Raw genomic sequence first — 22,614 nt, 5'->3', positions numbered from 1 at the left:
AATGGACGCACCGTCCGTACCCCGCTGGGCGATCCGCGCACCGGGTGCCGACCCGGACGCCCGGACGCTCTACTGCCTTCCGCACGGCGGCGGTTCGGCCGCCGAGTACGTCCGGTGGGCCCGCGACCTGCGCAAGGTGGCCGTCTGCGCGGTCCAACTGCCGGGCCGGGGCTCCCGCTTGGCGGATCCGCCGCACACCTCGATGGCCGAACTGGTCCGCTCCCTGCTGGCCGGCCTCGACCCGGCCCCGCCGTACGTGTTCTTCGGACACAGCCTCGGCGCCCTGGTGGCGTACGAGCTGGCGCAGGCCCTCTACGCGGCCGGGCGGCCGCTGCCCGAGCGGCTGATCCTCTCCAGCCATCCGGCGCCGCACCTGCCCCGGCAGCGCACCCGCCTGCACCGGCTGCCCGACGAGGAGCTGCTGACCGAGGTGGCCCGGCTGCACGGCGGCATCCCCGAGGAGGTGCTCGCCAACGCCGAGTTGCGCCGGTTGACGGCGGTCTGTGTCCGGGCCGACTATCAGATCGTGGAGACCTACAGCTGGGAACCTCGGCCACCGTTGCCGGTGCCGATCACGGTGCTCGGTGGGCAGCAGGACGTGGTGTCCGCCGAGCAGTTGGCGGCCTGGGTCGAGCACACCACCGTGGGGCCGGTGCAGCAACGCACCTTCCCCGGCGGGCACTTCTACTTCCGCGAGCGGCAACGGGCCGCCGTGCTGCGGACGGTGGAGGCGGCCGCGTGCTGACCTTCGCGGTGGCGGCGCTGCTGCTGATCATGATCCCGGGCCCCGACCAGGCGTTGATCACCCGCAACGCCCTGGTCGGCGGCCGGTCCGCCGGGCTGTTAACCATGACCGGCGGCATGCTCGGCCTGAGCGTCCACGTCAGCGCGGCCTCACTGGGCGTCTCGGCCCTGCTGCTGGCCTCGGTCACGGCCTTCACCGTGCTCAAGGTGGCCGGCACCGTCTACCTGGTCTGGATGGGTATCGCCACGCTGCGCAGCGCCCGCAGGCGCGGCCAGGAGAGCGACGGTGTCGACCAGGACCGCTCGCTCTCCCGGACCCGGTGCCTACGGCAGGGCTTCCTGTCGAACGCGCTCAACCCCAAGGTGGCGCTGTTCTTCGTCACCTTCCTGCCGCAGTTCCTGCCCGACACCCGGCACACCCTGGGCAGTGCCCTGCAACTGTCCGCCGTCTTCGTGCTGCTGTACCTGCTCTGGTTCTCGCTCTACACCGTGACGGTGGACCGGTTCGGCGCTTTCCTGCGCCGCCCGGCCGTCCGGCAGCGGATCGAGCGGTCCACCGGAGCGCTGCTGATCGCCTTCGGCGTCCGGCTGGCGTTGCAGCACTAGACCGGTACTGACGCGGCGTTCAGACCAGCCCGCGCGCCCGGGCCAGCACCCCGGCCTGGAAGCGGCTGTGCGCGCCGAGGTTCCGGGTCACCTCGGACACCAGCCGGCTGACGGTGCGGACGGAGACGCCCATCGACCGGGCGATCCGTTCGTCCGTCAGCCCGTTGGCCAGCAGCCGGAGCGAGGTCCGGTGCTGCTCGGTCAGCCAGTCGCCCTCGGGGCCTCCTGCCACCTCGGCGGGCCCGGCGTACGGGAAGGCCCGCAGCCAGTGGTCGTCGTAGAGGGCGGCGTACGTCCGCACCAGCGCGGCGCCGCGGATCACGATCAGCGGGTCCTCGGGTTGGTCGGGCCGGGGCGGCAGCAGGGCGACGTCCAGGTCACCGATCACCAGGCTGCACGGGACCTGCGGGGCGAGCCGCAGCTCCACCCCGACCCGCCGTACTTCGGCCAGGTATTTGCACTGCCAGCGCGCCGAGTTGAAGCCCTGCGGGTAGATCGCCCGGACGGTGACCCCGCGCCGGACCATCCGGCCCTTCTCGGTCAGGAAGCTGCCCAGGCTCTGGCTCATGGTCCGCGACGGCACCGTGTCCGCGTGCAGGGTACGGCTCTGCGCCCGGGGCAGGTCGGCGAAGTCGCGCAGCACCCGCTGCTGGTTGCGGAGGCCGGTCACCACCTCCACCTCGACCCGCTCGGTCAGCCGGGCGGCGGCCGGCCGGTACCGCTCCAGCAGGGATTCGGTGGCGCTGACGATCGAGGTCAACTCCTGGCAGTGCGAGCTGAGTACGGCCCGCTTCTGCCGCAGGGTGCCGAGCAGACCGAGCAACGCGGTCTCCGGCTCGACCACGTCCGTCTCCCCGATCGCCGAGCCCGGCCGGACCAACCGCAGCGCGCGCAGCTCGGCCCAGGCCGAGGCGGCCTCCCTCGGGTCCAGTCCGAGTGCGGGCGCCGCCTCGGCGGGGCTGCGCGAGTCGTTCTCCCGCAGCCACCGATAGAGCAGCGGTCCGGCGCTCTCCTGCCGGGCCGGCTCGCCCGCAGAGCTGTTCGTCACCATTCCCCACTCCTCATTCCGGCGGCCGGAACACGACTGTCCCTCGGCATTCCGGGCCAGTGTCAGGGAACGTACTACCGGCGGACCTCTTCCATCGTGCTCTCCTGTGTTCCCGCTGGTGGTCAACCTGGTTGATCCGCTGGGCAATTCAGGAGTAGCCGCGCATTGCCGCATTCCCCGCATACTCACGGTGTAAAAACCGGCAGAGCGCGAAATAGCCGCCCGGAACGGCAGAGGAAAGAGGGCCAGAACATGATCGAGCTGGACACGGTGAACCTCGAGATCGACGGACCCACCGCCACGATCTACCTGAACCGACCGGACAAGAAGAACGCCATGAACCCCCAGATGCACCAGGACATGAACCAGGCCCTGGACGCGATCGAGGAGGCCGGGGACGTCAAGGTCGTCGTGGTGACCGGCAACGGTGACAGCTTCAGCTCGGGCATGGACCTGGAGGAGTGCTTCCTCAAGCCGTACGAGGACCCCCAACTCTTCTACCGGACCAACCTGGTGGCGCTGAACTGGTTCAAGCGCCTCAAGGCGTTCCCCGCCGTGACCATCGCCAAGGTGAACGGGTTCTCGTTCGGCGGCGGGGTGCTGGTCACCGGCATCTGCGATCTGGCGATCGCCGACGAGGCCGCACTGTTCGGGCTCTCCGAGATCAATTTCGGCATCTTTCCCGCCGGCGGGGCGAGTTGGGCTGCCGCCCACAACTTCTCCCGTAAGCAGGCGCTCTACTACATCCTGACCGGCGACACCCTGACCGGCGCCGAGGCGGAGAAGTACGGCCTGGTCAACAAGGCAGTTCCGGCAGACCAGTTGGACGCCGAGACCGACAAGCTGGTCCGCCGGCTGGTCAAGAAGAACCCGGTCACTCTGGCGCTGGCCAAGCAGGTCTACGAGCACAACCGCGCGGTGGACCTGCCGGCCGCGATCGACTACGACCAGGCCAAGCTCTGGGAACTGTCCCGGCTGACCGGCAACGAGTGGATCAACGTCGCGCTGAAGCAGTTCGAGAAGCGCAGCTACCAGCCGGGCCTGAGCACGTACAGTCGGGCGGAAGTGACCTCATGATCTTCGCCGGCCCGCACCCGCCGGTGCCCGTACCCGAGACCTCGTTCACCTCCTTCGTCCTGCAACGGGCCGAGCAGTACGCCGACCTGGTGGCGACCGTGGACGTCACCGGCGCGAACGCCCACACCTACCGGGAGCTCGCCTCCGCGATCGGCCGCGCCGCCGACGGGCTCCGGGCCCGCGGCTTCCGGCGCGGCGACGTGCTGGCCATGCTGGCGCCGAACCTGCCCGACTACCCGATCGCCTTCCACGCCGCCGCACTGGCGGGCGGCACCGTGGTGGTGCTCAACCCGCTGGACACGGTGGACGATCTCGCCGCCCACCTGAACGAGGCCGGGGCGCGGCTGCTGGTCATCTCGCCGACCGAGCTGGACAAGGCGCAGCAGCTCCTGCTGGGCACCCCGCTCGAGGAGATCATCGTGCTGGGCAAGGCCGACGGCGCCACGCCGTTCGCCTCACTGCTGACCGACGGCCCCGCGCCCGAGGTGGCGGTGGACCCGGCCCGCGACGTGGTGGCCCTGCTGCACTCCAGCGGCAGCACCGGCCACCCGAAGGGCGTGATGCTGACGCACCGGAACATGATCGCCAACGTGCTCCAGACCAGTACGGTCGCACCGCTGGAGGCGGACGAGAAGGTGCTCGCCGTACCTCCCTTCCACCACGCCTTCGGCCTGATCATGGTGATGAACGCCAGCCTGCTCCAGGGCGCCACCCTGGTGACCATGCCGCGCTTCGATCCCGAGGCGTACCTCCAGGCGATCCAGGACCACCGGATCACCCGGCTCTACGTCGTGCCGACGATCGCCGTCCTGCTCGCCAAGAGCCCGCTGGTGGACCGCTACGACCTCTCCTCGGTCCGCGAGATCGTCTCCGGCGGCGCCGCGCTGGACCCGGAGACCGCCCGGCTCTGCCGCGAGCGGCTCGGCTGCCGGATCGGCCAGGGGTACGGCCTCACCGAGGCGCTGGTGTCGTTCATGCAGCTCGACCACTCCGAGGCGCCCGGATCGGTCGGCCGGAACACCCCGAACATCGACTGCAAGATCGTCGACCTCGACACCGGCAAGGAGCTGGGGCAGGACGAGGACGGCGAGATCCTGATCCGCGGCCCGCACGTGATGAAGGGTTACCTGAACGCCGAGGAGGCCACCCGGCAGGTGCTCGAACCGGACGGCTTCCTGCACACCGGCGACCTCGGCCACGTGGACCGGAACGGCGAACTGTTCATCGTGGACCGGATCAAGGAGCTGATCAAGTACAAGGGCCAGCAGGTCTCCCCGGTCGAGCTGGAGGCGGTCCTGATGACGCATCCGAAGGTCGCCGACGCCGCGGTGATCGGGGTGCCGGACGAGGAGGCCAGCGAGATCCCGAAGGGCTTCGTGGTGACGCGGGAGCCGGCCACGCCCGAGGAGATCATGGCCTTCGTCGCCGAACGGGTCGCCCCGTACAAGAAGCTCCGCCGGGTCGAGTTCATCGAACAGATCCCCCGCACACCGGTCGGCAAGATCCAGCGTCGCGCCCTGAGGGAGTGGGGCAGCACCACCCGGTAGGGCCCCTGCGGGCCCCGACCAGCTGTTCGGGTCGGGGCCCGTCGACCTGATCTGACGTACCGTCATCAATTCGATCCTTTGGAGGACTTCATGAGCGACCTGTCCGGCCGGACCACAATCGTCGTCGGCGCGAGTCGTGGCCTGGGCCACGGGATCGCCACCGCCTTCGCCGAGGCCGGCGCTCCGGTGGTCGCGGTCTCCCGCACCGCGACCGTCTACCCCGAGCCGGCCAACGGCGCGGGCGGCATCCAGCCGGAGACCGCCGACGCCGGTGACCCCACAGTGGTGGCCGACCTGATCGACCGCCACCAGCCGCAGACCGTCGTCCTGGTGGCCGGCGCCACCCCGCACATGCGTCCGCTGCAGCAGCAGACCTGGGAGACCTTCTCGGCCAACTGGGAGAGCGACGTGCGGATCTCGTTCCACTGGCTGCGCGAGGCACTGCTCACCCCGCTCCGGCCCGGCAGCCGGGTGGTGGTGTTCAGCAGCGGGGCCGCGCTGGCCGGTTCGCCGCTCAGCGGCGGGTACGCGGGCGCCAAGGCCACCCAGCGCTTCATCACCGCCTACGCGCAGGAGGAGGCGGACCGGGCCGGGCTGGAGATCGGCTTCACCACGATCCTCCCCCGGATCACCCCGCTGACCGGCCTCGGTCGCGCGGCCGCCCGGGCGTACGCGGCCCGCGACCATCGCGCGGAGGAGGAGTACGTCCAGCAGTTGGGCCCGCTGCTCTCCCCCGAGCAGGCCGGCGCCGCAGTCGTCGAACTGGTGCAGGCGGACGCCGCCACGGTGGCACCGGCCTACCTGCTGACCGGTGCCGGACTGAAGAAGCTGGGCTGATGGGAGAGCCTGTCCGCATGGCTGATGCCCGTACCCGGCGGGGTACGGGCATCAGCCGTGCCGTGCGGCTGGTCAGTCGAGGTAGCCCCTGGCGACCAGGGCCTCGCCCATCTCGTCGTACAGTGCCGGGTCCTCGGGCGTTATCGCGCCCAGCCCGTCGACGTAGCGGTTGTACATCGCGAAGGCCGCCGCGATCAGCACCGTGTCGTGGATGCACTCGTCGTCGGCGCCCGCGGCCCTGGCCCGCTCGATGTCGGCCGGGGTGACCGCCAGACCGCCGATCTGCACCTGGCCGGCCAGCATCAGCAGGGCGCGCAGCCGCTCGTCGACCGGGGCGGTGCTCAGGTCCTGCCGGACCGCCTCCACCAGCGCGAAGTCGCCACCGAGGGCGTGCGCAGCCGCCGCGCCGTGGGCGCCCGTGCAGAACCTGGTCCCGTTGCGGGCGGAGACGTAGGCGGCGATCAGCTCGCGCTCGCCCACGCTGAGCGGGGACTCGCCCCGGAGCAGTTGCTCGGCCAGCTCGCCGAGTCGGCGACCGGAGGCGGGCTTGGTCTTCATCAGCCCCCGAATGCCGGGGATCGGGGCCGGCAACGCGATGTGCGGCATGGGGATCAGCCTCCGTGTCACGTGGTGGACCCGGACGGCCTCCGTGCGGGTCATAACATCGTTATACATTAACGGACTCAACTGTCCGTCAGATGCCACGCGCCGTCAAGCCGCCGTGCACAGCCCAACTCCCCGATGAATGACCCTCGTTCAGCCTCGGGTCAGACCGACCGCCCCGGCCGCCAGCTCCGGCTGCGGCAGCTCCCAGCAGTCGAGCTCGGGCAACGCCAGCAGGATCGGCAGGTCGAACGGGCAGAACTCGCGGGTCTCCAGATCCACCTCGATCGGCTGGTCCGCCCGCACCGTCACCGGCCGGCTGGAGCCGATGAACAACGGGCTGCGCTTCCACGGCTGCGGTTCGACGTCGTGCACCGCGACCACCGCCGCCCGCAGGTGCCACACTCCCTCCTGCACCCCCGACAGCAGGAACTCCCCCGGCCCGTCGAGGATGTCACAGGCGACCGGCTCGCCCTGCACGATCGGATCGCTGAACGCCGCCACGTAGATCCGGGTCGGTAAGCCGACCTCCGGCGATCCGACCGAACCACGCACCGCGCAGGTCCGACGGGCCGCCGCCGACCGGAACGCCCGGGTGGCGACCGGCATACCGGTCCGGGCCAGCGTGCGGTACCGCCCCGGCGAGAGCCCGACGCTACGGGTGAACCGGCTGGTGAACGTGCCGAGGCTGTTGTAACCCACCTGGTACGAGATGTCGGTGACGCTCAGTTCGGTTCTCAGCAGCAGGTGCTTGGCCTTGTGCAGCCGGATCGCGGAGAGGAACCGCCCCGGCGAGGTGCCGGTGAGGGTCCGGAACACCCGGGAGAAGTAGAACTTGCTCAGGATGGCGGTGTCCGCGATGTCGTCCAACGAGAGCGGTTCCTCGTAGCGGTCCCACATCGTCGCGATCGCGCGCTCGACTGCGTCTTGCATGACATCACTCCTTCGGTCGGGTCCGGGGGGCTCCGAAGCGAACTCGGCGGTGCCGGGCGGAGGTTCCGTTCACTCGGGGTGGTGCATCCAGGCGCCCACCCGGCGGGCGGCGGTCAGACTCGCCCAGGCCGTGATGCCGACCAGTGCCTCGTCGTCAGCGCCCGCCGCGCGGGCGGCGTCGATCACCGTCTCGTCCACCGTGTAGGCGGCGAGCGCGGTCAGCAGCGCCAGCCGGGCGGCCGGGCGCTCCTCGGCCGGGCGCGACTCGACGGCCGCGTCGGCCCAGGCCCGGCCCAGGCCGGGCGGGCGCCCGTCCCAGCGCTCCACGGTGTCCAGCACCAGGGCCCGGACACCGTCGGGCAGAGCAGCCCGTCCGGCCGCCTCCACGGCGGCCGCCGCCCGGGCGAAGGCCGCCGCGATCTGCGGGCTGGCCGCCGCCCAGGACAGGTCCTCGGGCAGCGGCGCGGCGGGCAGCAGACCCAGCGTGCCGCCCGCCTTCGGCTCGGCCCTGGCCGCCGAACGGAGCAGCCAGGTGAGCACCCGCATCACCGGCCGCAGCGAACTCTCCGGTGCTCCGGGCGGCAGCGGCAGCGCGCCCAGGAAGACGTTCACCATGCGGTTGAGGTAGTGCATGATCACCACCGATCCGAGCAGTTCGGGCAACTGCTCGACGGCGAACGGGAACCGGGTCTTCGCGGCGGTGTCCCGGACCGCGCCGTCCCGGACCCAGCCGGCGACCGCACGGACCGCCGGGTCGGCCACCAGCTCGAGCCGGCCGTCCCGGATCGCGGCGCTGTCCCTGCCGGGCGCCAGGCTGTGCAGCATGGCGGAGTGCATCCGGACGCAGAACGGGCACTCGTTGGCCACCGAGACCGCCGCGGCCACCGCCTCCTTGGTGGTCCGCGCCGCCACCCCCGTCACCAGCATCGACTCCCTGAGCATCAGCCAGCTCGCGGCGAGCGGACCGTACGAGGGCGAGTGCAGCGCGATGGGCGGGGCCAACACCCCGAAGTCACGCTCCAGTTCGCGGTACACCTCGGCGATACCGTCGCGCGCCGCGTCGAACGGGACCGGCTTGACGTGGCGCACCTGGAGCAGCGACAGCCCCCGCAGTGAGGACTGGACGAACCTTCTGTGCACGGTGCGCTCCTCGATCGGTCGGGCAGCGGGCGGTTCGGAGTTCGCGGTTCGGGTCTTGCGGGCGGTTCACGGCTTGCGGGCGGTTCAGGGTTTGCGGGCCACCGCGCACCACAGGGCCGGTGACCCGGTCGGGGCGGCCGGTGACTCGGGCCGCCAGTCCGTGGACAGGACCATGCCGGGGTCCTCCAGTTCGAGGCTCCGGTCCAGCAGGGCCAGCGCCTCCGCCCGGCTCCGGCGGACGATCCGACCGCTCCAGTCCGGCACGATCCGTTCCATCGCGGCGTCCATCAGGTGGTCCCGTTCGTGCGTGGCGAGGTGCCCGAAGGCCACCCAACTGCCGGAGGGGACCGCGTCCACCAGCAGCTGCACCAGGCCGGCCGGATCGTCCGCGCCGGACACGAAGTGCAGTCCGCCGAAGAGGACCAGCCCGAGCGGGCGTGACAGGTCCAGTACCCCGGCAGCGTCCCGGAGAATCCGATCCGGGTCACCCAACTCGCCGTGCACGTAGGCGGTCGGGCTTCTCGGCTGCTCCCTGAGCAGCTGCCTGGCGTGGGCCACCACGCCCGGGTCCCGGCTGACGTACACCACCCTGGTGGCCGGGGCCATCCGCTGGGCCACCTGGTGGGTGTTGCGCATGGTGGGCAGGCCGGCCCCGATGTGCAGCAGCTGCCCCAGGCCCGCCTGGCCGACCAGATGGCCGACCATCCGGCCCAGGGCGGCCCGGGCGGCCCGCAGTTCGGCTCGCAGATCGCCGGTCGGCCAGACCGCGCAGGCCCGGTCGGCGGCCTCCCGGTCGGCCGGGCCGTGCGCCTCGCCGCCCAGCAGATAGTCCATCGCCCGGGCCAGACCGGAGGTGTCGAACTGTTCGGTCACACCATTCCTTAGGGGAGTCTGAGGGGGTAACACGGACTCGGGAAAAGCGCTATTCGCTCAGGGGATCGGGAAGAAGGCGCGCACGAACTTCTCGAACATCCGATCGCCGATTGTCCAGCGCATCCGGGGCAGTAGTCGAGAGGGCACCCCGATCCGGTACCGGATCCTCGGGTTCTCACTGCTCACCGCCTGCTCGATCACCTTGGCAACGGTCTCAGCCCGAACGGCCATTCGACCTCGCCCGGTCGGCTTGTCGGTCTCCCGGTACGCGCCGTGCCAGTCGACGAAGTACTCCCAGAACTCGTCGTAAAGGCCGCCGCGCTCCTGTCCGGTCATCCCGAGGTCGGCGACCGACATCGGTACGAATCCGCCCAGCACCGGCGAGGGCTCGATCAGCACCACCTTGATGCCGAACCGCGCGACCTCGTGCCGGAGCGAGTCGCCGATCGCCTCCAGCGCGTGTTTGGTGGCCTGGTAGTACCCCCGGCCCGGGGTGGCGAACTGGCCGAAGATGGACGACATCATGACCACCCGGCCGCCGCCCTGGGCCCGCATCCCGGGCAGCACCAGCTGGGTCAGCCGGGACAGGCCGAAGACGTTGGTCTCGAACTGCCGGCGCACCTCCTCGACCGGTGTCTCCCCGATCGTGCCGTTCAGGCTGTAGGCCGCGTTGTTGATCAGCGTGCCCACCGCGCCGTGCTCGGCGGTGATCTTGTCGACGGCCTCGACCATGGACCGCTCGTCCGTCACGTCGAGGTAGAGCACCTGGATCCCCTCGGCGGCCAGCGGCGCCAGGGCCTCCAGGTTGCGCCCGGTCGCGTACACCGGCCAACCCGCCCGGTGCAGCCGCAGCGCCGCGGCCTGACCGGTGCCGGAGGACATCCCGGTGCCGGAGGAGGCGCCGGTCAGCAGCACCGCCCGGGACGCGGCCATCAGCCGACCGCCCCGTCCGCGCCGGTGTCCGCACCGGCGTCCGACTGGCTGGCGACCCGGCTGCGGGTCATCGAACTGCCGAGCCCGTAGCCGTCCACCAGACGGTTGATGAAGGCGAACAGCCCGGCGGTGAAGACCGCCTCCAGCAGCTCGTCGTTGCTCCAGCCGGCGGCCGCGACCCGGTCCCACTCCTCGTCGGTGATCCGGTAGGCACCGGTGCAGACCTGGGTGACCAGGTCCATCAGTGCCAGGTGCTTCGCGTCCAGCGGGAGTTCGCCGGGCTTGTTCGCGGTGGCGATCGCGTGGGTGAGTTCCTCACTGCCGCCGAACTGCGAGAGGAACCAGTTGTGGGTGCCCACGCAGTACGGGCAGCCGTTCACCTTGGAACTCCAGGCCGAGATCATCTCGCGGGTGGCCCGGGGCAGCACTCCGTCGCCGAATACCCCGGTGTAGCCCGTGATGAGAACCTCCATCAGATCCGGCCGGGTGGAGACCAGCCGAAACATATCGGGCACGAACGGAAGACCCGTCCTGCTCTTGATCAGGTCGTAGAGTTCCGCGGTCCTTCCGGTCGCGTCGGCCTCGTCGATCAGCGGGACGCGTGCCGCCGGAACCTGCTGTTCGGTCATGGAAGTGACTCCTTCGCCATGGACGGACATTCGCGGGCAACCCGATGTTGTCAGGACGGCGGAGCCCTTCTGTCTCCTAAATTGCCCTCTTCCAGCAGATCGGACGTCCGTCAAAACGCACCCCCTGATTTGCCCGGGGCAGCACCGCGGGCATATGCCGAGGGTGCCCGGAAACCGGCAGACCGCCGGAGCCGGACACGCCGAAGCCCGGGTGCCGTCATTCACGGCACCCGGGCTGGGCCGGACTTCAGACCCGACCGGTCATCAGGTGGCGAACTTGTCCGTACGGTTCCACCAGTTCTGCCCGGCGGTCGCGGCGTTCTCGTCGTCGTACTTGTCGTGGTGGCGCCACCAGTCCCACGGCTGCTCCAACTGGGCCTCCTGCCGGCCGAGCGGGGTCAGGTCGAGGTAGTTGTAGAAGTTCTTGAAGATGTCACCACCCCGGTCGTAGATCGAGTAGGTGTGGAAGACGTCCGTCCCGTCGGTCATGAAGACGCTCACGCCCGGCAGTTCACCCTGTTCGGTGGTGACGTGGTAGTCCACGTTGAAGTCCGAACCGAAGGAGGAGTACCACGGGAGGGTCCAGCCCATCCGGGCCTTGAACGCCTCCAGCTTCGGCAGTTGTCCCCGCGACACCATCACGAACGTGGTGTCGCGGGCGTTGATGTGGGCCAGGTGACCGACCGAGTCCGCCTGCATCGAGCAGCCGATGCAGCCCTCCTCCTGGTCCGGGCCGAACATGAAGTGACGGACGATCAGCTGGCGCCGCCCCTCGAACAGGTCGGCCAGCGAGAGCTCGCCCTGCGGGCCGTGGAAGACGTACTCCTTCTCCACCTTGACCATCGGCAGCTCGGGACGGGCGGCGACCACCTCGTCGTGCAGCCGGGTGAGCTGCTTCTCCTTCTCCAGCAGTTCCTTGCGCGCTTGGAGCCACTCCTCGCGGGTGGCGATCCTGGGCAGGTCGATCAACTCGGTCTCCTGACGTGTGAGTTCGGCTCCGCCGGTCTCAGCCGGCGCGGAGCCAGTCGGCGAGCCGTTCGCCGATCATGGTCGAGGTCAGATTGGTGTTGCAGTTGACGATGCTCGGCATCACCGAGGCGTCGGCCAGGTAGAGGCCCTCGGTGCCGTGCACCCGCAGGTACTGGTCGACCACGGCGCCCTCGTCCGAGGCCGTCCCCATCCGGGCCGTGCCGACCGGGTGGTAGGCGCTGTCCAGGCTCAGCCGGACGTACTGGCGGACCATGTCGTCGTTGTCGATCAGCTGGTCGTTGAGCACGATGAACCCGTCGCCCCGGCTGCTGATCCCCGGGTGGCTGACCAGCTCCCAGCAGGTCCGGACGGCGTCGACCAGCTTCTGCAGGTCGCGTTCGGTGGACAGGAAGTTCAGGTCGATGTCGGGTGAGGCCGCCGGGTCGGCGGAGTTCAGCCGCAGCCGGCCCCGGGACTCCGGTTTCTGGTCCACCACCATCACACCGAGGATCACGTTCCCGCCGGCCAGCATCTGCAGGTCGGGGAACATGGTCAGGTCGAAGTGGTTGACCATGTAGTACTGCAGGTCGTTGAAGTCGGTGGAGCCCTTCGCGGTGGTCCGCACCATGGTCTGCAGGAACGGGTCGGTGCGCTCGATCGCCCCCGGGGCCGGCTTCATGAAGATGCCGGTGCGCGGGTGGTCGATCAGGTTCTCTCCGACGCCGGGTGCGTCCAGCAGCACCTCGATGCCGAGCCGACGCAGGTCCTCGGCCGGTCCGATGCCCGAACGCATCAGGATGGTGGGCGAGTTCACGGCGCCGGCGGACAGGATCACCCGCTGCGCCCGGACCTGCTCGGCCGTCCCGCCGGCGGACACCTCCAGACCCACCGCGCGGGTCCCCTCGAACAGCACCCGGTGCACCAGCACGCCGGCCCGGACGGTCAGGTTGGCCCGGCCGCGGACCTCCGGGGTGAGGTAGGCCAGCGAGGCGCTGACGCGGACCTCGGTGTCCCTGCGGTTGGACGGAATCGGACCGATTCCGGTGGCCGTGGGGTTGTTGTGGTCGGTCACCTCGGGGAATCCCGCCGCCAGGCTGGCGTCCACGAAGGACTTCTGGGCCGCCGTCAGCTCCTCCGGACGCCAGCGCCTGATCGGGACCGGACCGCCCTTCCCGTGAATCTCGTCGCCCCCGAGATCGAGGTCGTCCTCCAGCTTCCGGTAATACGGCAGGACGTCCGACCAGGACCATTCGGAATTGCCCGAACCGGCCCATTCGGCGAAATTCTCCGGGACACCCCGCAGGGCGATGGTGGCGCCGACCGAGGACGATCCACCGGAGACCTTTCCGCGTGGAAAGAGGATCCGCCGGCCGTCGCTGATCTCCGCCCGGAACTTCCAGTCGTGCGCGCTCAGCGACATCGCGTTGCCGTCCCGGATGTCGTCCGGCAGGGCGCCCACGTCGGCAAAGTCGGGTCCCGCCTCCAGCAGCAGCACCCTGCGCGAAGGGTCCTCGCTGAGCCGCGCGGCGATCGCCGCGCCGGCCGAGCCCGATCCGACAACGACGTCGTCATAAACCTCTGTCATGGAACATCCTCGGGGTCGCGGAATCCGATAGGGGGACGTCTTCTCTCCCAGAGCTTCACAGCCGCCGTGTCCCGATGTCTTCTCCGAACGTGCCCTCCCGCCCACCGGCCGGAGCGGTGGGCAACATGAGAGAAGCGGGACCGCAAAAGGTGTCCCATGCTCAAAAACCAAGACGTCCACAAAAGGGGTTGACCAGCAAAATAGGGCCGAGCATCCATCACATTGTTATTACTGTGCGGAAACCCGCGCGGAGAGGGGAACGTCTTGTATCGCGAGCGAATTCGTAGACTCATTCCGGGAGTGGCGACGGTGGTGGTGACCGCGTCACTCTTCATCGCCGTCCGGAGCTCGGTCGCCGTGGCCGGGGGCGACGAGGTCGCCACGCAGTACAAGTTCCAGGAGATGCCGATCGCCTTCCCGGCCGGGTACGAGTCCCAGAAGATGAACACGGTCCGTACGGTGAACCCGTCGTACGAGAAAATCCGCTCCTGGGTCTCCTCCGTCGGCGCCGGCATCGCCATCAACGACCTCACCGGGCACGGCCTGGCCGACGGCATGTGCATCGTCGACACCAGGACCGACCAGATCGTGGTGACCTACACGCCCACCGCCCGCCCGGGCGACCGGTTCACGCCGTTCGTGCTGAACGCCGCACCGCTGCCGATGGATGCCGCGATGGCCCCGACCGGCTGCACTCCCGGCGACTTCAACGCCGACGGCCGGATGGACCTGCTGGCCACCTACTGGGGGCGCACCCCGGTCCTCTTCCTGGCGAACTCGGACGCCACCACTCCGGCCGTGGACAGCTACACACCGCGTGAGGTGGTCCCCTCCCAGTCGCTGGACGGCAAGTACCACGGCCCGCGCTGGAACACCGACGCGGCGTACGTGGGCGACCTGGACGGCGACGGCCACCCGGACATCGTGATCGGCAACTACTTCCCCGACTCCGACGTGCTGGACCCGCGCGGGCTGAACAACGTCCAGATGAACGACTCGCTCTCCAGTGCCCGGAACGCCGGCGGCGACCACGTGCTGCGCTGGGCCAAGTCGACCACCGGACCGGAGCCCGACGCCTTCTTCGTCGAGGAGAAGGCCGCCATCCCGTTCGACGCCTCCACCGGCTGGACACTCGCCATCGCGGGCGCCGACCTGACCGGCAAGGGCCTGCCGGACCTGTACATCGCCAATGACTTCGGCCATGCGCACCTGCTGTACAACCGCTCCGTACCGGGCCGGATCAGCTTCACCGAGGCCACCGGCCGGCGGGACGCGACCACCCCCAAGTCCTTCGTCCTGGGCAAGGGTTCGTTCAAAGGCATGGGCGTCGACTTCGCCGACGTCAACCACAACGGCAGCTTCGACATCATGGTCAGCAACATCACCGCCGCCTGGGGCCTGGAGGAGTCCAACTTCCTCTGGATCAACCAGGCGAAGGACAACGACGAGATGCGCGCGAAACTGGAGCAGGACATCGCGCCGTTCACCCAGGAGGCGCGCGAGCACGGGGTGGCCTGGACCGGCTGGGGCTGGGACACCAAGATGGCCGACTTCCGCAACGACGGCGACCTGGCGATCCTCCAGGCCGACGGGTTCGTGAAGGGCGAGATCGACCGCTGGCCGTGGCTCCAGGAGATGGCCATGACCAACGACGACCTGCTCTCCAACCCCCGGATGTGGCCCAACGTCCAGCCCGGCGACGACCTGGCGGGCGACGACGCGCTGGCCTTCTACGCCAAGACGCCGAGCGGGACCTACGCCAACATCAGCAAGGACCTCGGGCTGGCGGTGCCGACCCCGACCCGGGCCATCGCCACCGGTGACACCACCGGCAGCGGTCTGCTCGACTTCGCGGTCGCCCGCCAGTGGGGACCGCCCGCGTTCTACGCCAACCAGGCGCCCCGGCCGGGCAATTACCTCGACTTGCGGCTGTACCGACCGACCGGCACCGAGGGCGCGGGGCAGGGCCTGGTCAACACCGGCAGTCCCGCCTACGGCGCCACCGTCAAGGTGACCACGCCCCGGGGTACCCAGGTCTCCCAGCTCGACGGCGGCAGCGGCCACGGCGGCTTCCGGAGCTTCGAGGTGCACTTCGGTCTCGGCGGCCAGCAGGGACCGGCCACCGTGGAGCTCTGCTGGCGCGACGCCGCCGGCCAGTTGCACATGAAGGACCTGCAGTTGAAGCCGGGCACCCACTCGCTCCAGCTGACCAGTGACGTCCAGGAGGTTCCGAGCCGATGAGTACCGTCGCCCTGCCGACCCCCGCCAAGGACCCGCGCTACCTCGCGCTGCGGAACTTCGCCATCTCGATCTCCGTCTTCAACGCCTTCGGCTACACCCTGCTCGGCTTCGAACAGCCGTGGCTCTGGCCGTTCATCGCGGTGGGCACCGCGTACACCACCGAGCTCGCCTTCGAGGTGCTCAGCGCCTGGGCGCAGAAGCGCGTTCCCCGTTTCCGCGGGAACGGGGTGCGCGGCCTGTACGAGTTCCTGCTGCCCTCGCACATCACCGCGCTCGCGGTGAACATGCTGCTCTACGCCAACGACCAGATCCTGCCGGTGATCTTCGGCACGGTGGTCGGCGTGGCCGGCAAGCACGCCCTCCAGGCCCCGGTGGCCGGCCGGATGCGGCACTTCATGAACCCGTCCAACTTCGGCATCACCATGAGCCTGGTCTGCTTCGGCTCCTGGGTCAGCATCGCGCCGCCGTACGAGTTCACCGAGAACGCCAACACCTTCTTCCGGGTGGCCATCCCGCTGATCATCGTCACCTCCGGCACCGTGATCAACGCGATGCTCACCAAGAAGGTCGCGCTGATCGTCGGCTGGCTGGGCGGCTTCGTGATCCAGGCCCTGATCCGGCACTGGATCTGGGACGTGGCGATCTTCAACGCGCTCGGCCCGATGAGCGGCGTCGCCTTCGTGCTGTTCACCAACTACATGATCAGCGACCCCGGCACCACGCCCTCGCGTCCCAGGAACCAGTTCATGTTCGGCTCCTGGGTCGCCATGACCTACGGCGTACTGATGCTCTTCAACGTGGTCTACACCCTGTTCTTCGCGGTCACCGTGGTCTGCGGCGTGCGTGGCGCCGGCTGGTGGGTGGCCCATCTGATCAAGCGTTACCGGGCCCCGGAGTCCTCCGCCGGCAACGGGCTCGGCGACACCATCGCCGCCGAGCTGGGCAAGAAGACCGGCTCCGAGGCGGTGGCCGCATGACCTCCAACCCCAACCCTGCCAGGATCGCCGTCGTCGGCATCGCCTGCCGCTACCCGGACGCGGACTCACCGGGCGAGCTCTGGCAGAACGTACTCACCGGCCGCCGCGCCTTCCGGCGCCTGCCGGACGAGCGGATGCGCGCCGAGGACTACTACGACCCCGACCCGGCGGCGCCGGACAAGTTCTACTCGGCCAAGGCCGCCGTCATCGAGGGCTTCGAGTTCGACCGGGTCAAGTACCGGGTGGCCGGCTCCACCTACCGGGCCACCGACATGACGCACTGGCTGGCGCTGGACACCGCCGCGCGGGCCCTGGAGGACGCCGGCTTCCCGCTCGGCGCCGGGCTCGGCGAGGCCAACACCGGTGTCATCATCGGCAACACCCTCACCGGCGAGTTCAGCCGGGCCAACCTGATGCGCCTGCGCTGGCCGTACGTGCGCCGCACGGTCGGCGCCGCGCTGCGCGAACAGGGCTGGGACGACGCAGCGTTGGCCGGTTTCCTGGCGGGCCTGGAGGAGCGCTACAAGAGCCCCTTCCCGCCGATCGGCGAGGACACCCTGGCCGGTGGTCTGGCCAACACCATCGCCGGCCGGATCTGCAACCACTTCGACTTCAAGGGCGGCGGGTTCACCGTCGACGGTGCTTGCTCCTCCTCGCTGCTCTCGGTCGCCACCGCCTGCGACGCGCTGGTCGACGGGCGGTTGGACGTGGCCGTGGTCGGCGGCGTGGACCTCTCCATCGACCCGTTCGAGGTGATCGGCTTCGCCAAGACCGGCGCGCTGGCCACGGGCGAGATGCGGGTCTACGACAAGGGCTCGAACGGCTTCTGGCCGGGCGAGGGCTGCGGGATGATGGTCCTGATGCGCGATCAGGACGCGCAGGCCGAGCAGCGGTTCAGGTACGCCTCGATCGCCGGCTGGGGCTACTCCTCGGACGGCAAGGGCGGCATCACCCGACCGGAGGCCAGCGGCCACCGGCTGGCACTCGAACGGGCTTACGCCACGGCCGGGTTCGGCATCGAGACGGTGTCCTACTTCGAGGGCCACGGCACCGGCACGGCGGTCGGCGACGCCACCGAGCTGCGGGCCTTCTCCGAGGCCCGCCGGGCGGCCGACCCCACCGCCCCGCCCGCCGCGATCAGCACGGTGAAGGGCAACTTCGGGCACACCAAGGCCGCGGCCGGGGTGGCCGGGCTGCTCAAGGCCGTCCTGGCGGTCCGGCACCAGATCATCCCGCCCGCCACCAGTCACCACGACCCGCACCCCGAGCTCACCGGCGAACGTCCCGCCCTGCGGGTACCGGACCACGCGGAGCTCTGGCCGGCCGGCGCACCGGTCCGGGCCGGGGTCTCCTCGATGGGCTTCGGCGGGATCAACGCGCACGTGGTGGTGGAGCACGCCGACGGCATGCGGAAGACCGACGTCGGCCGCACCACCCGTCGGCTGGTCGCCTCCCGGCAGGACGTCGAGCTGCTGCTGGTCGACGCCGCCAGCATGGCCGAGCTGCGCGGCCGGGTGGCCCAACTCGCGACCCTCACTCACCGGTTGTCGTTCGCCGAGCTCGGCGACCTGGCCGCCACCCTGCAGCAGGAGCTGGCCGACCGGCCGATCCGCGCCGCAGTGGTCGCGGCCAGTCCCGAGCAGGCCGAGCAGCGCTTCGGCAAGCTGCTGACCCTGCTGGACTCCGGCGCCCGCTCGGTGCTGGACCCGAACGGCGGCGTCTACCTGGGCAATTCGGCGCTCACCCCGAGGATCGGCTTCCTCTTCCCCGGTCAGGGCGCCGGGCGGCGCGGCGACGGCGGCGCGATCCGGCGCCGGTTCGCCTCGGTGGACGAGCTCTACCGGACCCACGCCCAGCCGACCGACGGCGACCTGGTCGCCACCTCGGTGGCCCAGCCGAGGATCGTCACCGCCTCGGTGGCGGGCCTGCGGGTGCTCTCCGCGCTCGGCATCGACGCCGTCGGCGCGGCCGGGCACAGCCTCGGCGAGGTCACCGCGCTGCACTGGGCCGGGGCGATGGACGAGACCACCCTGCTGCGGGTCGCCGCCGCCCGTGGCCGGATCATGGCGGACGCCAGCGACGGCAACGGGACGATGGCGGGCATCGCGGCCGAGGCCGCGCTGGTCGAACCGCTGCTGGCGGGCGAGCCGGTGGTGATCGCGGGGTACAACAGCCCTGCGCAGACCGTGGTTTCGGGCCCAGTGGACGCGGTCGACCGGGTCTGCGCCAAGGCCACGGCCGCCGGTCTCGGCACCGCCCGGATCAACGTCTCGCACGCCTTCCACTCGGCGGCGGTCGCCCCGGCGGCCGAGGGCCTGCGGGCGCACCTGGCCACCGAGACCTTCGCGCCGCTGACCGAGCGGATGTTCTCCACCGTCACCGCGACCGAACTCCCGGCCGACGTGGACGTGGTGGAGCTGCTGACCCGTCAGGTGCTGGACCCGGTCCGGTTCGACGAGGCGGTCCGCGAGCTGGCGTCCGAGGTCGACCTGCTGGTGGAGGTCGGCCCCGGACGGGTGCTGCGCGGCCTGGCGGCCGAGATCGCACCGACCGTGCCGACCGTGTCGCTGGAGTCCGACAGTGCCTCGCTGATCGGGCTGTTCGCGGCCGTGGCGGCGGCGTTCACGCTCGGCGCGCCCGTCCGGCACGCGGAGCTGTTCCGCGACCGGTTCACCCGGCCGCTGCCGCTGGACAAGGAGTTCAGCTTCTTCGCCAGCCCCACCGAGCTCTCCGCCGAGGGCGAGTTCGTGCTCGCGGCCCTCCCGGCGGAGCGGCCCGTGTCCGCCGCGCCGCCGGTCGCGGTCGCCGCTGCCACCGCGACCGCCACCGAGCCGGCCGGGAACAGCCTGGAGGTACTGCTGCGGCTGGCCGCCGACCGGGCGGAGCTGCCGCTCGCCGCGGTCGGCCCGGACATGAACCCGCTCGACGAGCTGCACCTGAGCTCGATCACGGTGGGTCAGATCATGAACCAGGCGGCCCAAGAGCTCGGCTTCACCGCCCCGTTGGTGACCTCCGCCTTCGCCACCTCAACGCTGGCCGAACTGGCCGCGCTGCTTGACGAGTTGGCGGAGACCGGCGGGGACGGGGAGGAGCCGGGACGGATCGCCCCGGGCGTCGCTCCCTGGGTCAGGGCGTTCGAGGTCGAGCTGGTCCCGACTCCGGCACCCCCGTCCCGGAGCAGCGACACCGGCGGCGACTGGCAGGTCTTCGCCTCCGAGCGGCACCCGCTGGCGGACACCCTGCACCGGGCGCTCGGCGCGGCCGGTCTCGGCGGCGGCGTACTACTCTGCCTGCCGAGGGACTGCGGGGCGGACCACGCGGCGCTGATGCTGGCCGCCGCCCGCGCGGCGCTCACCGAGGCGGGCGCCGGGACCGGCCGGTTCGTCGCGGTCGGTGACCGGCGCGGAGCCGCCGGGCTGGCCAAGACGCTGCACCTGGAGGCCCCCGGCATCACCACCACCCTGGTCACCCTGCCGCTGCCCGACGACCTGTCGGCGGAGCGGGCGGCCGAGCTGAGCGCGCTGATCACCGCCGACGTCGCCGGCACGGTCGGGTTCGCCGAGGTGAGCCACGGTCCTGACGGCGTCCGCCGGGTGCCGGTGCTCCGGCCCCGTCCGACCTTCGACCCGGCGGCCGGACGCCCGCCCCTGGGCGGTGCGGACGTGCTGCTGGTCACCGGCGGCGGCAAGGGCATCACCGCCGAGTGCGCGCTCGAACTGGCACTGGAGACCGGCGCCGCGATCGGCCTGCTGGGCCGCTCCGACCCGGCCCGAGACCCGGAGTTGGCCGCCAACCTGGCCCGGATGACCCAGGCCGGCGTGACGTTCCACTACGCCCGGGCCGACGTCACCTCGGCCGACGAGGTCAAGGCCGCGGTGGACGAGATCCGGACCGCGCTCGGCCCGGTCAGCGCCGTCCTGCACGGCGCGGGCCGCAACGAGCCGCACGCGCTGGCCAACCTGGACGAGTCCTCGTTCCGGCGCACCCTGGCCACGAAGATCACCGGTCTGGAGACGGTGCTGGCAGCCGTGGACCCCTCGTCGCTCCGGCTGCTGGTCACCTTCGGCTCGATCATCGGCCGGGCCGGTCTGCGCGGCGAGGCGGACTACGCCACCGCCAACGACTGGCTGACCGACCTGACCCTGCGGATCCAGCAGGAGAACCCGGACTGCCGCTGCCTGGCCCTGGAGTGGTCGGTCTGGTCCGGGGCCGGGATGGGCGAGCGGCTCGGCGTCCTGGAGGCGCTGATCCGCGAGGGCATCGAACCGATCCCGACCGAGCAGGGAGTGGCGCTGCTCAAGCAGCTGCTGGCCGACCCCTCGGCCCCGACGTCGATGGTCGTGATGGGCCGGGCCGGCGGACTGCCGACCCTGGACGTGGGCCGGGGCGAATTGCCGCTGCTGCGCTTCCTGGAGCGGCCGCAGGCGTACTACCCGGGCATCGAGCTGGTCGCCGACGCGGACCTGTCGGCCGCCGGTGACCCCTACCTGGCCGACCACCTGCTCGACGGGGATCTGCTCTACCCCGCCGTGCTCGGTATGGAGGCGATGGCGCAGGCCGCCGCCGCGGTCACCGGGCGGTCGGGCGCGCCGGTGGCACCGACCCTCGAGAACATGGAGTTCCTCCGCCCGATCGTCGTCCCGGTCACGGGCACCGTCACCGTCCGGGTCGCGGTGCTGGCCACGGACGCCGACACCGTGCAGGCGGTGATCCGCAGCAGCGAGACCGGCTTCCAGGCGGACCACTTCCGGGCCACCCTGCGGTACGGCCGGCCGGCGCCGGTGGACGGCGCGCCCCGGCCGGTCGCCGAGGACGCCCCGCAGGTCCCGCTCGATCCGGCCCGGGACCTCTACGGCCCGGTGCTCTTCCAGGGTGGACGCTTCCAACGCCTGCTCGGTTACCGGCAGTTGGCAGCCAAGGGCTGCGTCGCGGAGATCTCCAACACCGCCACGGCCGGCTGGTTCGCCGGCTACCTGCCGCACGAGCTGGTGCTCGCCGACCCCGGCACCCGGGACGCGATGATGCACTCGATCCAGTGCTGCGTACCGGACGCCACCCTGCTCCCGGTCAGCGTCGAGCGGCTGCACCTGGCCGACCCGGCGGCCGTCAGGGCCGAGAAGCAGGTCACCCTGCACGCCGTCGAGCGCTCCAAGGTGGGCGACACCTACCTGTACGACCTCGACGTGCGCGACCAGGACGGCGTCCTGGTCGAGCGCTGGGAGGGGCTCAAGCTCCAGGCCGTCCGCAAGCTGGACGGCACCGGACCGTGGCACCCCGCGCTGCTGGGCGGCTACCTGGAGCGGCGGGCCGAGCTGATGCTCGGCTCCCCCGTCCGCGGAATCGTCCTACCCGACGGCGAACTGGCCGTGCGGGGCGTGGCGATGCGCCGGGAGCGGACCGCCAAGGCGGTCGGCTGGGCCCTCGGACGGGAGACGGCGGTGCGCTACCGGCCGGACGGCCGCCCGGAGATCGACGGCGAGCTGCGGGTCAGCTCCTCGCACGGCGGCGGCGTCACCTTCGCGCTGCTCGGTGAGCGGCCGGTGGGCTGCGACGTGGAGCCGGTGGTGGACCGGGCCCCGGCCGACTGGGCCGCCCTGCTCGGCCCGGACGGGTTCACGCTCGCGGAGCTGGTCGCCGGTGAGCTGGACGAGCCGCTGTCCCAGGCGGCGGCGCGGGTCTGGGGTGCCACCGAGTGCCTGCGCAAGACCGGCCGGGCCCAGGTCGCGCTGACCCTGGCCGAGGTGCCGGACACCCCGGACCGCTGGGTGGTGCTGCGCTCCGGCGGTGCCCTGGTGGCGACCTTCCCGACCGCCCTGAACGGGGCCGACCTGCCGGTGATGTTCGCCCTGTCGACGGAATCCGAGGAGTGACC

17 protein-coding genes are annotated in these 22,614 nt (G+C 71.0%); 8 read left to right on the top strand and 9 right to left on the bottom strand.

What is annotated here, in order from left to right; all coding sequences use genetic code 11:
• Window position 1: 1 nt before the first annotated feature.
• Window positions 2-745 (top strand): thioesterase II family protein, encoded by a 744-nt coding sequence (locus ACKUU6_RS30125; protein ID WP_407991720.1) that lies wholly within the window; start codon window positions 2-4, stop codon window positions 743-745.
• Window positions 739-1,350 carry a LysE family translocator gene (locus ACKUU6_RS30120; RefSeq protein WP_407991719.1) on the top strand — a complete coding sequence of 204 codons (612 nt, stop codon included), beginning with the start codon at window positions 739-741 and terminating at the stop codon, window positions 1,348-1,350. The genes ACKUU6_RS30125 and ACKUU6_RS30120 overlap by 7 nt, the downstream gene beginning before the upstream one ends.
• A 19-nt stretch (window positions 1,351-1,369) precedes the next feature.
• Here ACKUU6_RS30120 and ACKUU6_RS30115 read toward each other — a convergent pair whose 3' ends face one another.
• Window positions 1,370-2,398 (bottom strand): helix-turn-helix transcriptional regulator, encoded by a 1,029-nt coding sequence (locus ACKUU6_RS30115; protein ID WP_407991718.1) that lies wholly within the window; start codon window positions 2,396-2,398, stop codon window positions 1,370-1,372.
• 252 nt (window positions 2,399-2,650) lie between these two features.
• On the opposite strand from ACKUU6_RS30115, the gene ACKUU6_RS30110 reads away from it, so the two are divergent.
• The 3 genes from ACKUU6_RS30110 (at window position 2,651) to ACKUU6_RS30100 (ending at window position 5,859) form a co-directional block, all read left to right on the top strand.
• Window positions 2,651-3,475, top strand: coding sequence for a p-hydroxycinnamoyl CoA hydratase/lyase (locus ACKUU6_RS30110; RefSeq protein ID WP_407991717.1), 825 nt, complete (start codon window positions 2,651-2,653; stop codon window positions 3,473-3,475).
• Window positions 3,472-5,022, top strand: coding sequence for an AMP-binding protein (locus ACKUU6_RS30105; protein WP_407991716.1), 1,551 nt, complete (start codon window positions 3,472-3,474; stop codon window positions 5,020-5,022). Before ACKUU6_RS30110 ends, ACKUU6_RS30105 begins: the two co-directional genes overlap by 4 nt.
• A gap of 90 nt (window positions 5,023-5,112) precedes the next feature.
• Window positions 5,113-5,859: an SDR family NAD(P)-dependent oxidoreductase gene (locus ACKUU6_RS30100; RefSeq protein ID WP_407991715.1), complete on the top strand. Its 747-nt coding sequence runs from the start codon at window positions 5,113-5,115 to the stop codon at window positions 5,857-5,859.
• 72 nt (window positions 5,860-5,931) lie between these two features.
• Here the strand turns inward: ACKUU6_RS30100 and ACKUU6_RS30095 are convergent, their stop codons facing one another.
• The 8 genes from ACKUU6_RS30095 to ACKUU6_RS30060 form a co-directional block, all read right to left on the bottom strand.
• Window positions 5,932-6,465 (bottom strand): carboxymuconolactone decarboxylase family protein, encoded by a 534-nt coding sequence (locus ACKUU6_RS30095; protein ID WP_407992280.1) that lies wholly within the window; start codon window positions 6,463-6,465, stop codon window positions 5,932-5,934.
• Between the two features lie 150 nt (window positions 6,466-6,615).
• Complete coding sequence (locus ACKUU6_RS30090; RefSeq protein WP_407991714.1) at window positions 6,616-7,395, bottom strand: helix-turn-helix transcriptional regulator; 780 nt, start codon at window positions 7,393-7,395, stop codon at window positions 6,616-6,618.
• Between the two features lie 69 nt (window positions 7,396-7,464).
• Window positions 7,465-8,535, bottom strand: a complete 1,071-nt coding sequence (locus tag ACKUU6_RS30085; RefSeq protein WP_407991713.1) for a carboxymuconolactone decarboxylase family protein — start codon at window positions 8,533-8,535, stop codon at window positions 7,465-7,467.
• A gap of 84 nt (window positions 8,536-8,619) precedes the next feature.
• Window positions 8,620-9,408: an SAM-dependent methyltransferase gene (locus ACKUU6_RS30080; RefSeq protein WP_407991712.1), complete on the bottom strand. Its 789-nt coding sequence runs from the start codon at window positions 9,406-9,408 to the stop codon at window positions 8,620-8,622.
• A 57-nt stretch (window positions 9,409-9,465) separates the two neighbouring features.
• Window positions 9,466-10,341: an SDR family NAD(P)-dependent oxidoreductase gene (locus tag ACKUU6_RS30075; RefSeq protein WP_407991711.1), complete on the bottom strand. Its 876-nt coding sequence runs from the start codon at window positions 10,339-10,341 to the stop codon at window positions 9,466-9,468.
• Window positions 10,341-10,970 carry a carboxymuconolactone decarboxylase family protein gene (locus tag ACKUU6_RS30070; protein ID WP_407991710.1) on the bottom strand — a complete coding sequence of 210 codons (630 nt, stop codon included), beginning with the start codon at window positions 10,968-10,970 and terminating at the stop codon, window positions 10,341-10,343. Before ACKUU6_RS30070 ends, ACKUU6_RS30075 begins: the two co-directional genes overlap by 1 nt.
• A 264-nt stretch (window positions 10,971-11,234) precedes the next feature.
• Window positions 11,235-11,939 carry a DUF899 domain-containing protein gene (locus ACKUU6_RS30065; protein ID WP_407991709.1) on the bottom strand — a complete coding sequence of 235 codons (705 nt, stop codon included), beginning with the start codon at window positions 11,937-11,939 and terminating at the stop codon, window positions 11,235-11,237.
• Window positions 11,940-11,976: 37 nt separating this feature from the next.
• Entirely contained in the window at window positions 11,977-13,524 is a 1,548-nt protein-coding gene (locus ACKUU6_RS30060; RefSeq protein WP_407991708.1) for a GMC family oxidoreductase, read from the bottom strand.
• A 300-nt stretch (window positions 13,525-13,824) separates the two neighbouring features.
• Between ACKUU6_RS30060 and ACKUU6_RS30055 the strand changes: the two genes are divergently transcribed.
• From ACKUU6_RS30055 to ACKUU6_RS30045, 3 genes are read left to right on the top strand one after another with little or no spacing between them, the layout of a single operon-like run.
• A complete protein-coding gene (locus tag ACKUU6_RS30055) occupies window positions 13,825-15,765 on the top strand; it encodes a CRTAC1 family protein (RefSeq protein WP_407991707.1) in 1,941 nt (646 codons plus the stop codon).
• Entirely contained in the window at window positions 15,762-16,742 is a 981-nt protein-coding gene (locus tag ACKUU6_RS30050) for an enediyne biosynthesis protein (RefSeq protein WP_407991706.1), read from the top strand. The genes ACKUU6_RS30055 and ACKUU6_RS30050 overlap by 4 nt, the downstream gene beginning before the upstream one ends.
• The gene (locus tag ACKUU6_RS30045) at window positions 16,739-22,612 is read left to right on the top strand and encodes an SDR family NAD(P)-dependent oxidoreductase (protein WP_407991705.1); all 5,874 of its coding nucleotides are present in this window, start codon (window positions 16,739-16,741) and stop codon (window positions 22,610-22,612) included. Before ACKUU6_RS30050 ends, ACKUU6_RS30045 begins: the two co-directional genes overlap by 4 nt.
• The last annotated feature ends 2 nt before the right edge of the window (window positions 22,613-22,614 follow it).

Source organism: Kitasatospora sp. CMC57, from assembly GCF_045866025.2.
Classification (GTDB): Bacteria; Actinomycetota; Actinomycetes; order Streptomycetales; family Streptomycetaceae; genus Kitasatospora.
Note: the sequence above shows the minus strand (reverse complement) of the source record. Positions and strands in the feature narration are given on the sequence as shown.

Excerpts from the sequence above, each read along its gene's own strand:
- ACKUU6_RS30050 (WP_407991706.1), top strand. The coding sequence starts at position 15,762 with ATGAGTACCGTCGCCCTGCCGACCCCCGCCAAGGACCCGCGCTACCTC.
- ACKUU6_RS30090 (WP_407991714.1), bottom strand. The coding sequence starts at position 7,395 with ATGCAAGACGCAGTCGAGCGCGCGATCGCGACGATGTGGGACCGCTAC.
- ACKUU6_RS30110 (WP_407991717.1), top strand. The coding sequence starts at position 2,651 with ATGATCGAGCTGGACACGGTGAACCTCGAGATCGACGGACCCACCGCC.
- ACKUU6_RS30125 (WP_407991720.1), top strand. The coding sequence starts at position 2 with ATGGACGCACCGTCCGTACCCCGCTGGGCGATCCGCGCACCGGGTGCC.
- ACKUU6_RS30100 (WP_407991715.1), top strand. The coding sequence starts at position 5,113 with ATGAGCGACCTGTCCGGCCGGACCACAATCGTCGTCGGCGCGAGTCGT.
- ACKUU6_RS30070 (WP_407991710.1), bottom strand. The coding sequence starts at position 10,970 with ATGACCGAACAGCAGGTTCCGGCGGCACGCGTCCCGCTGATCGACGAG.
- ACKUU6_RS30105 (WP_407991716.1), top strand. The coding sequence starts at position 3,472 with ATGATCTTCGCCGGCCCGCACCCGCCGGTGCCCGTACCCGAGACCTCG.
- ACKUU6_RS30075 (WP_407991711.1), bottom strand. The coding sequence starts at position 10,341 with ATGGCCGCGTCCCGGGCGGTGCTGCTGACCGGCGCCTCCTCCGGCACC.
- ACKUU6_RS30045 (WP_407991705.1), top strand. The coding sequence starts at position 16,739 with ATGACCTCCAACCCCAACCCTGCCAGGATCGCCGTCGTCGGCATCGCC.
- ACKUU6_RS30095 (WP_407992280.1), bottom strand. The coding sequence starts at position 6,465 with ATGCCGCACATCGCGTTGCCGGCCCCGATCCCCGGCATTCGGGGGCTG.
- ACKUU6_RS30060 (WP_407991708.1), bottom strand. The coding sequence starts at position 13,524 with ATGACAGAGGTTTATGACGACGTCGTTGTCGGATCGGGCTCGGCCGGC.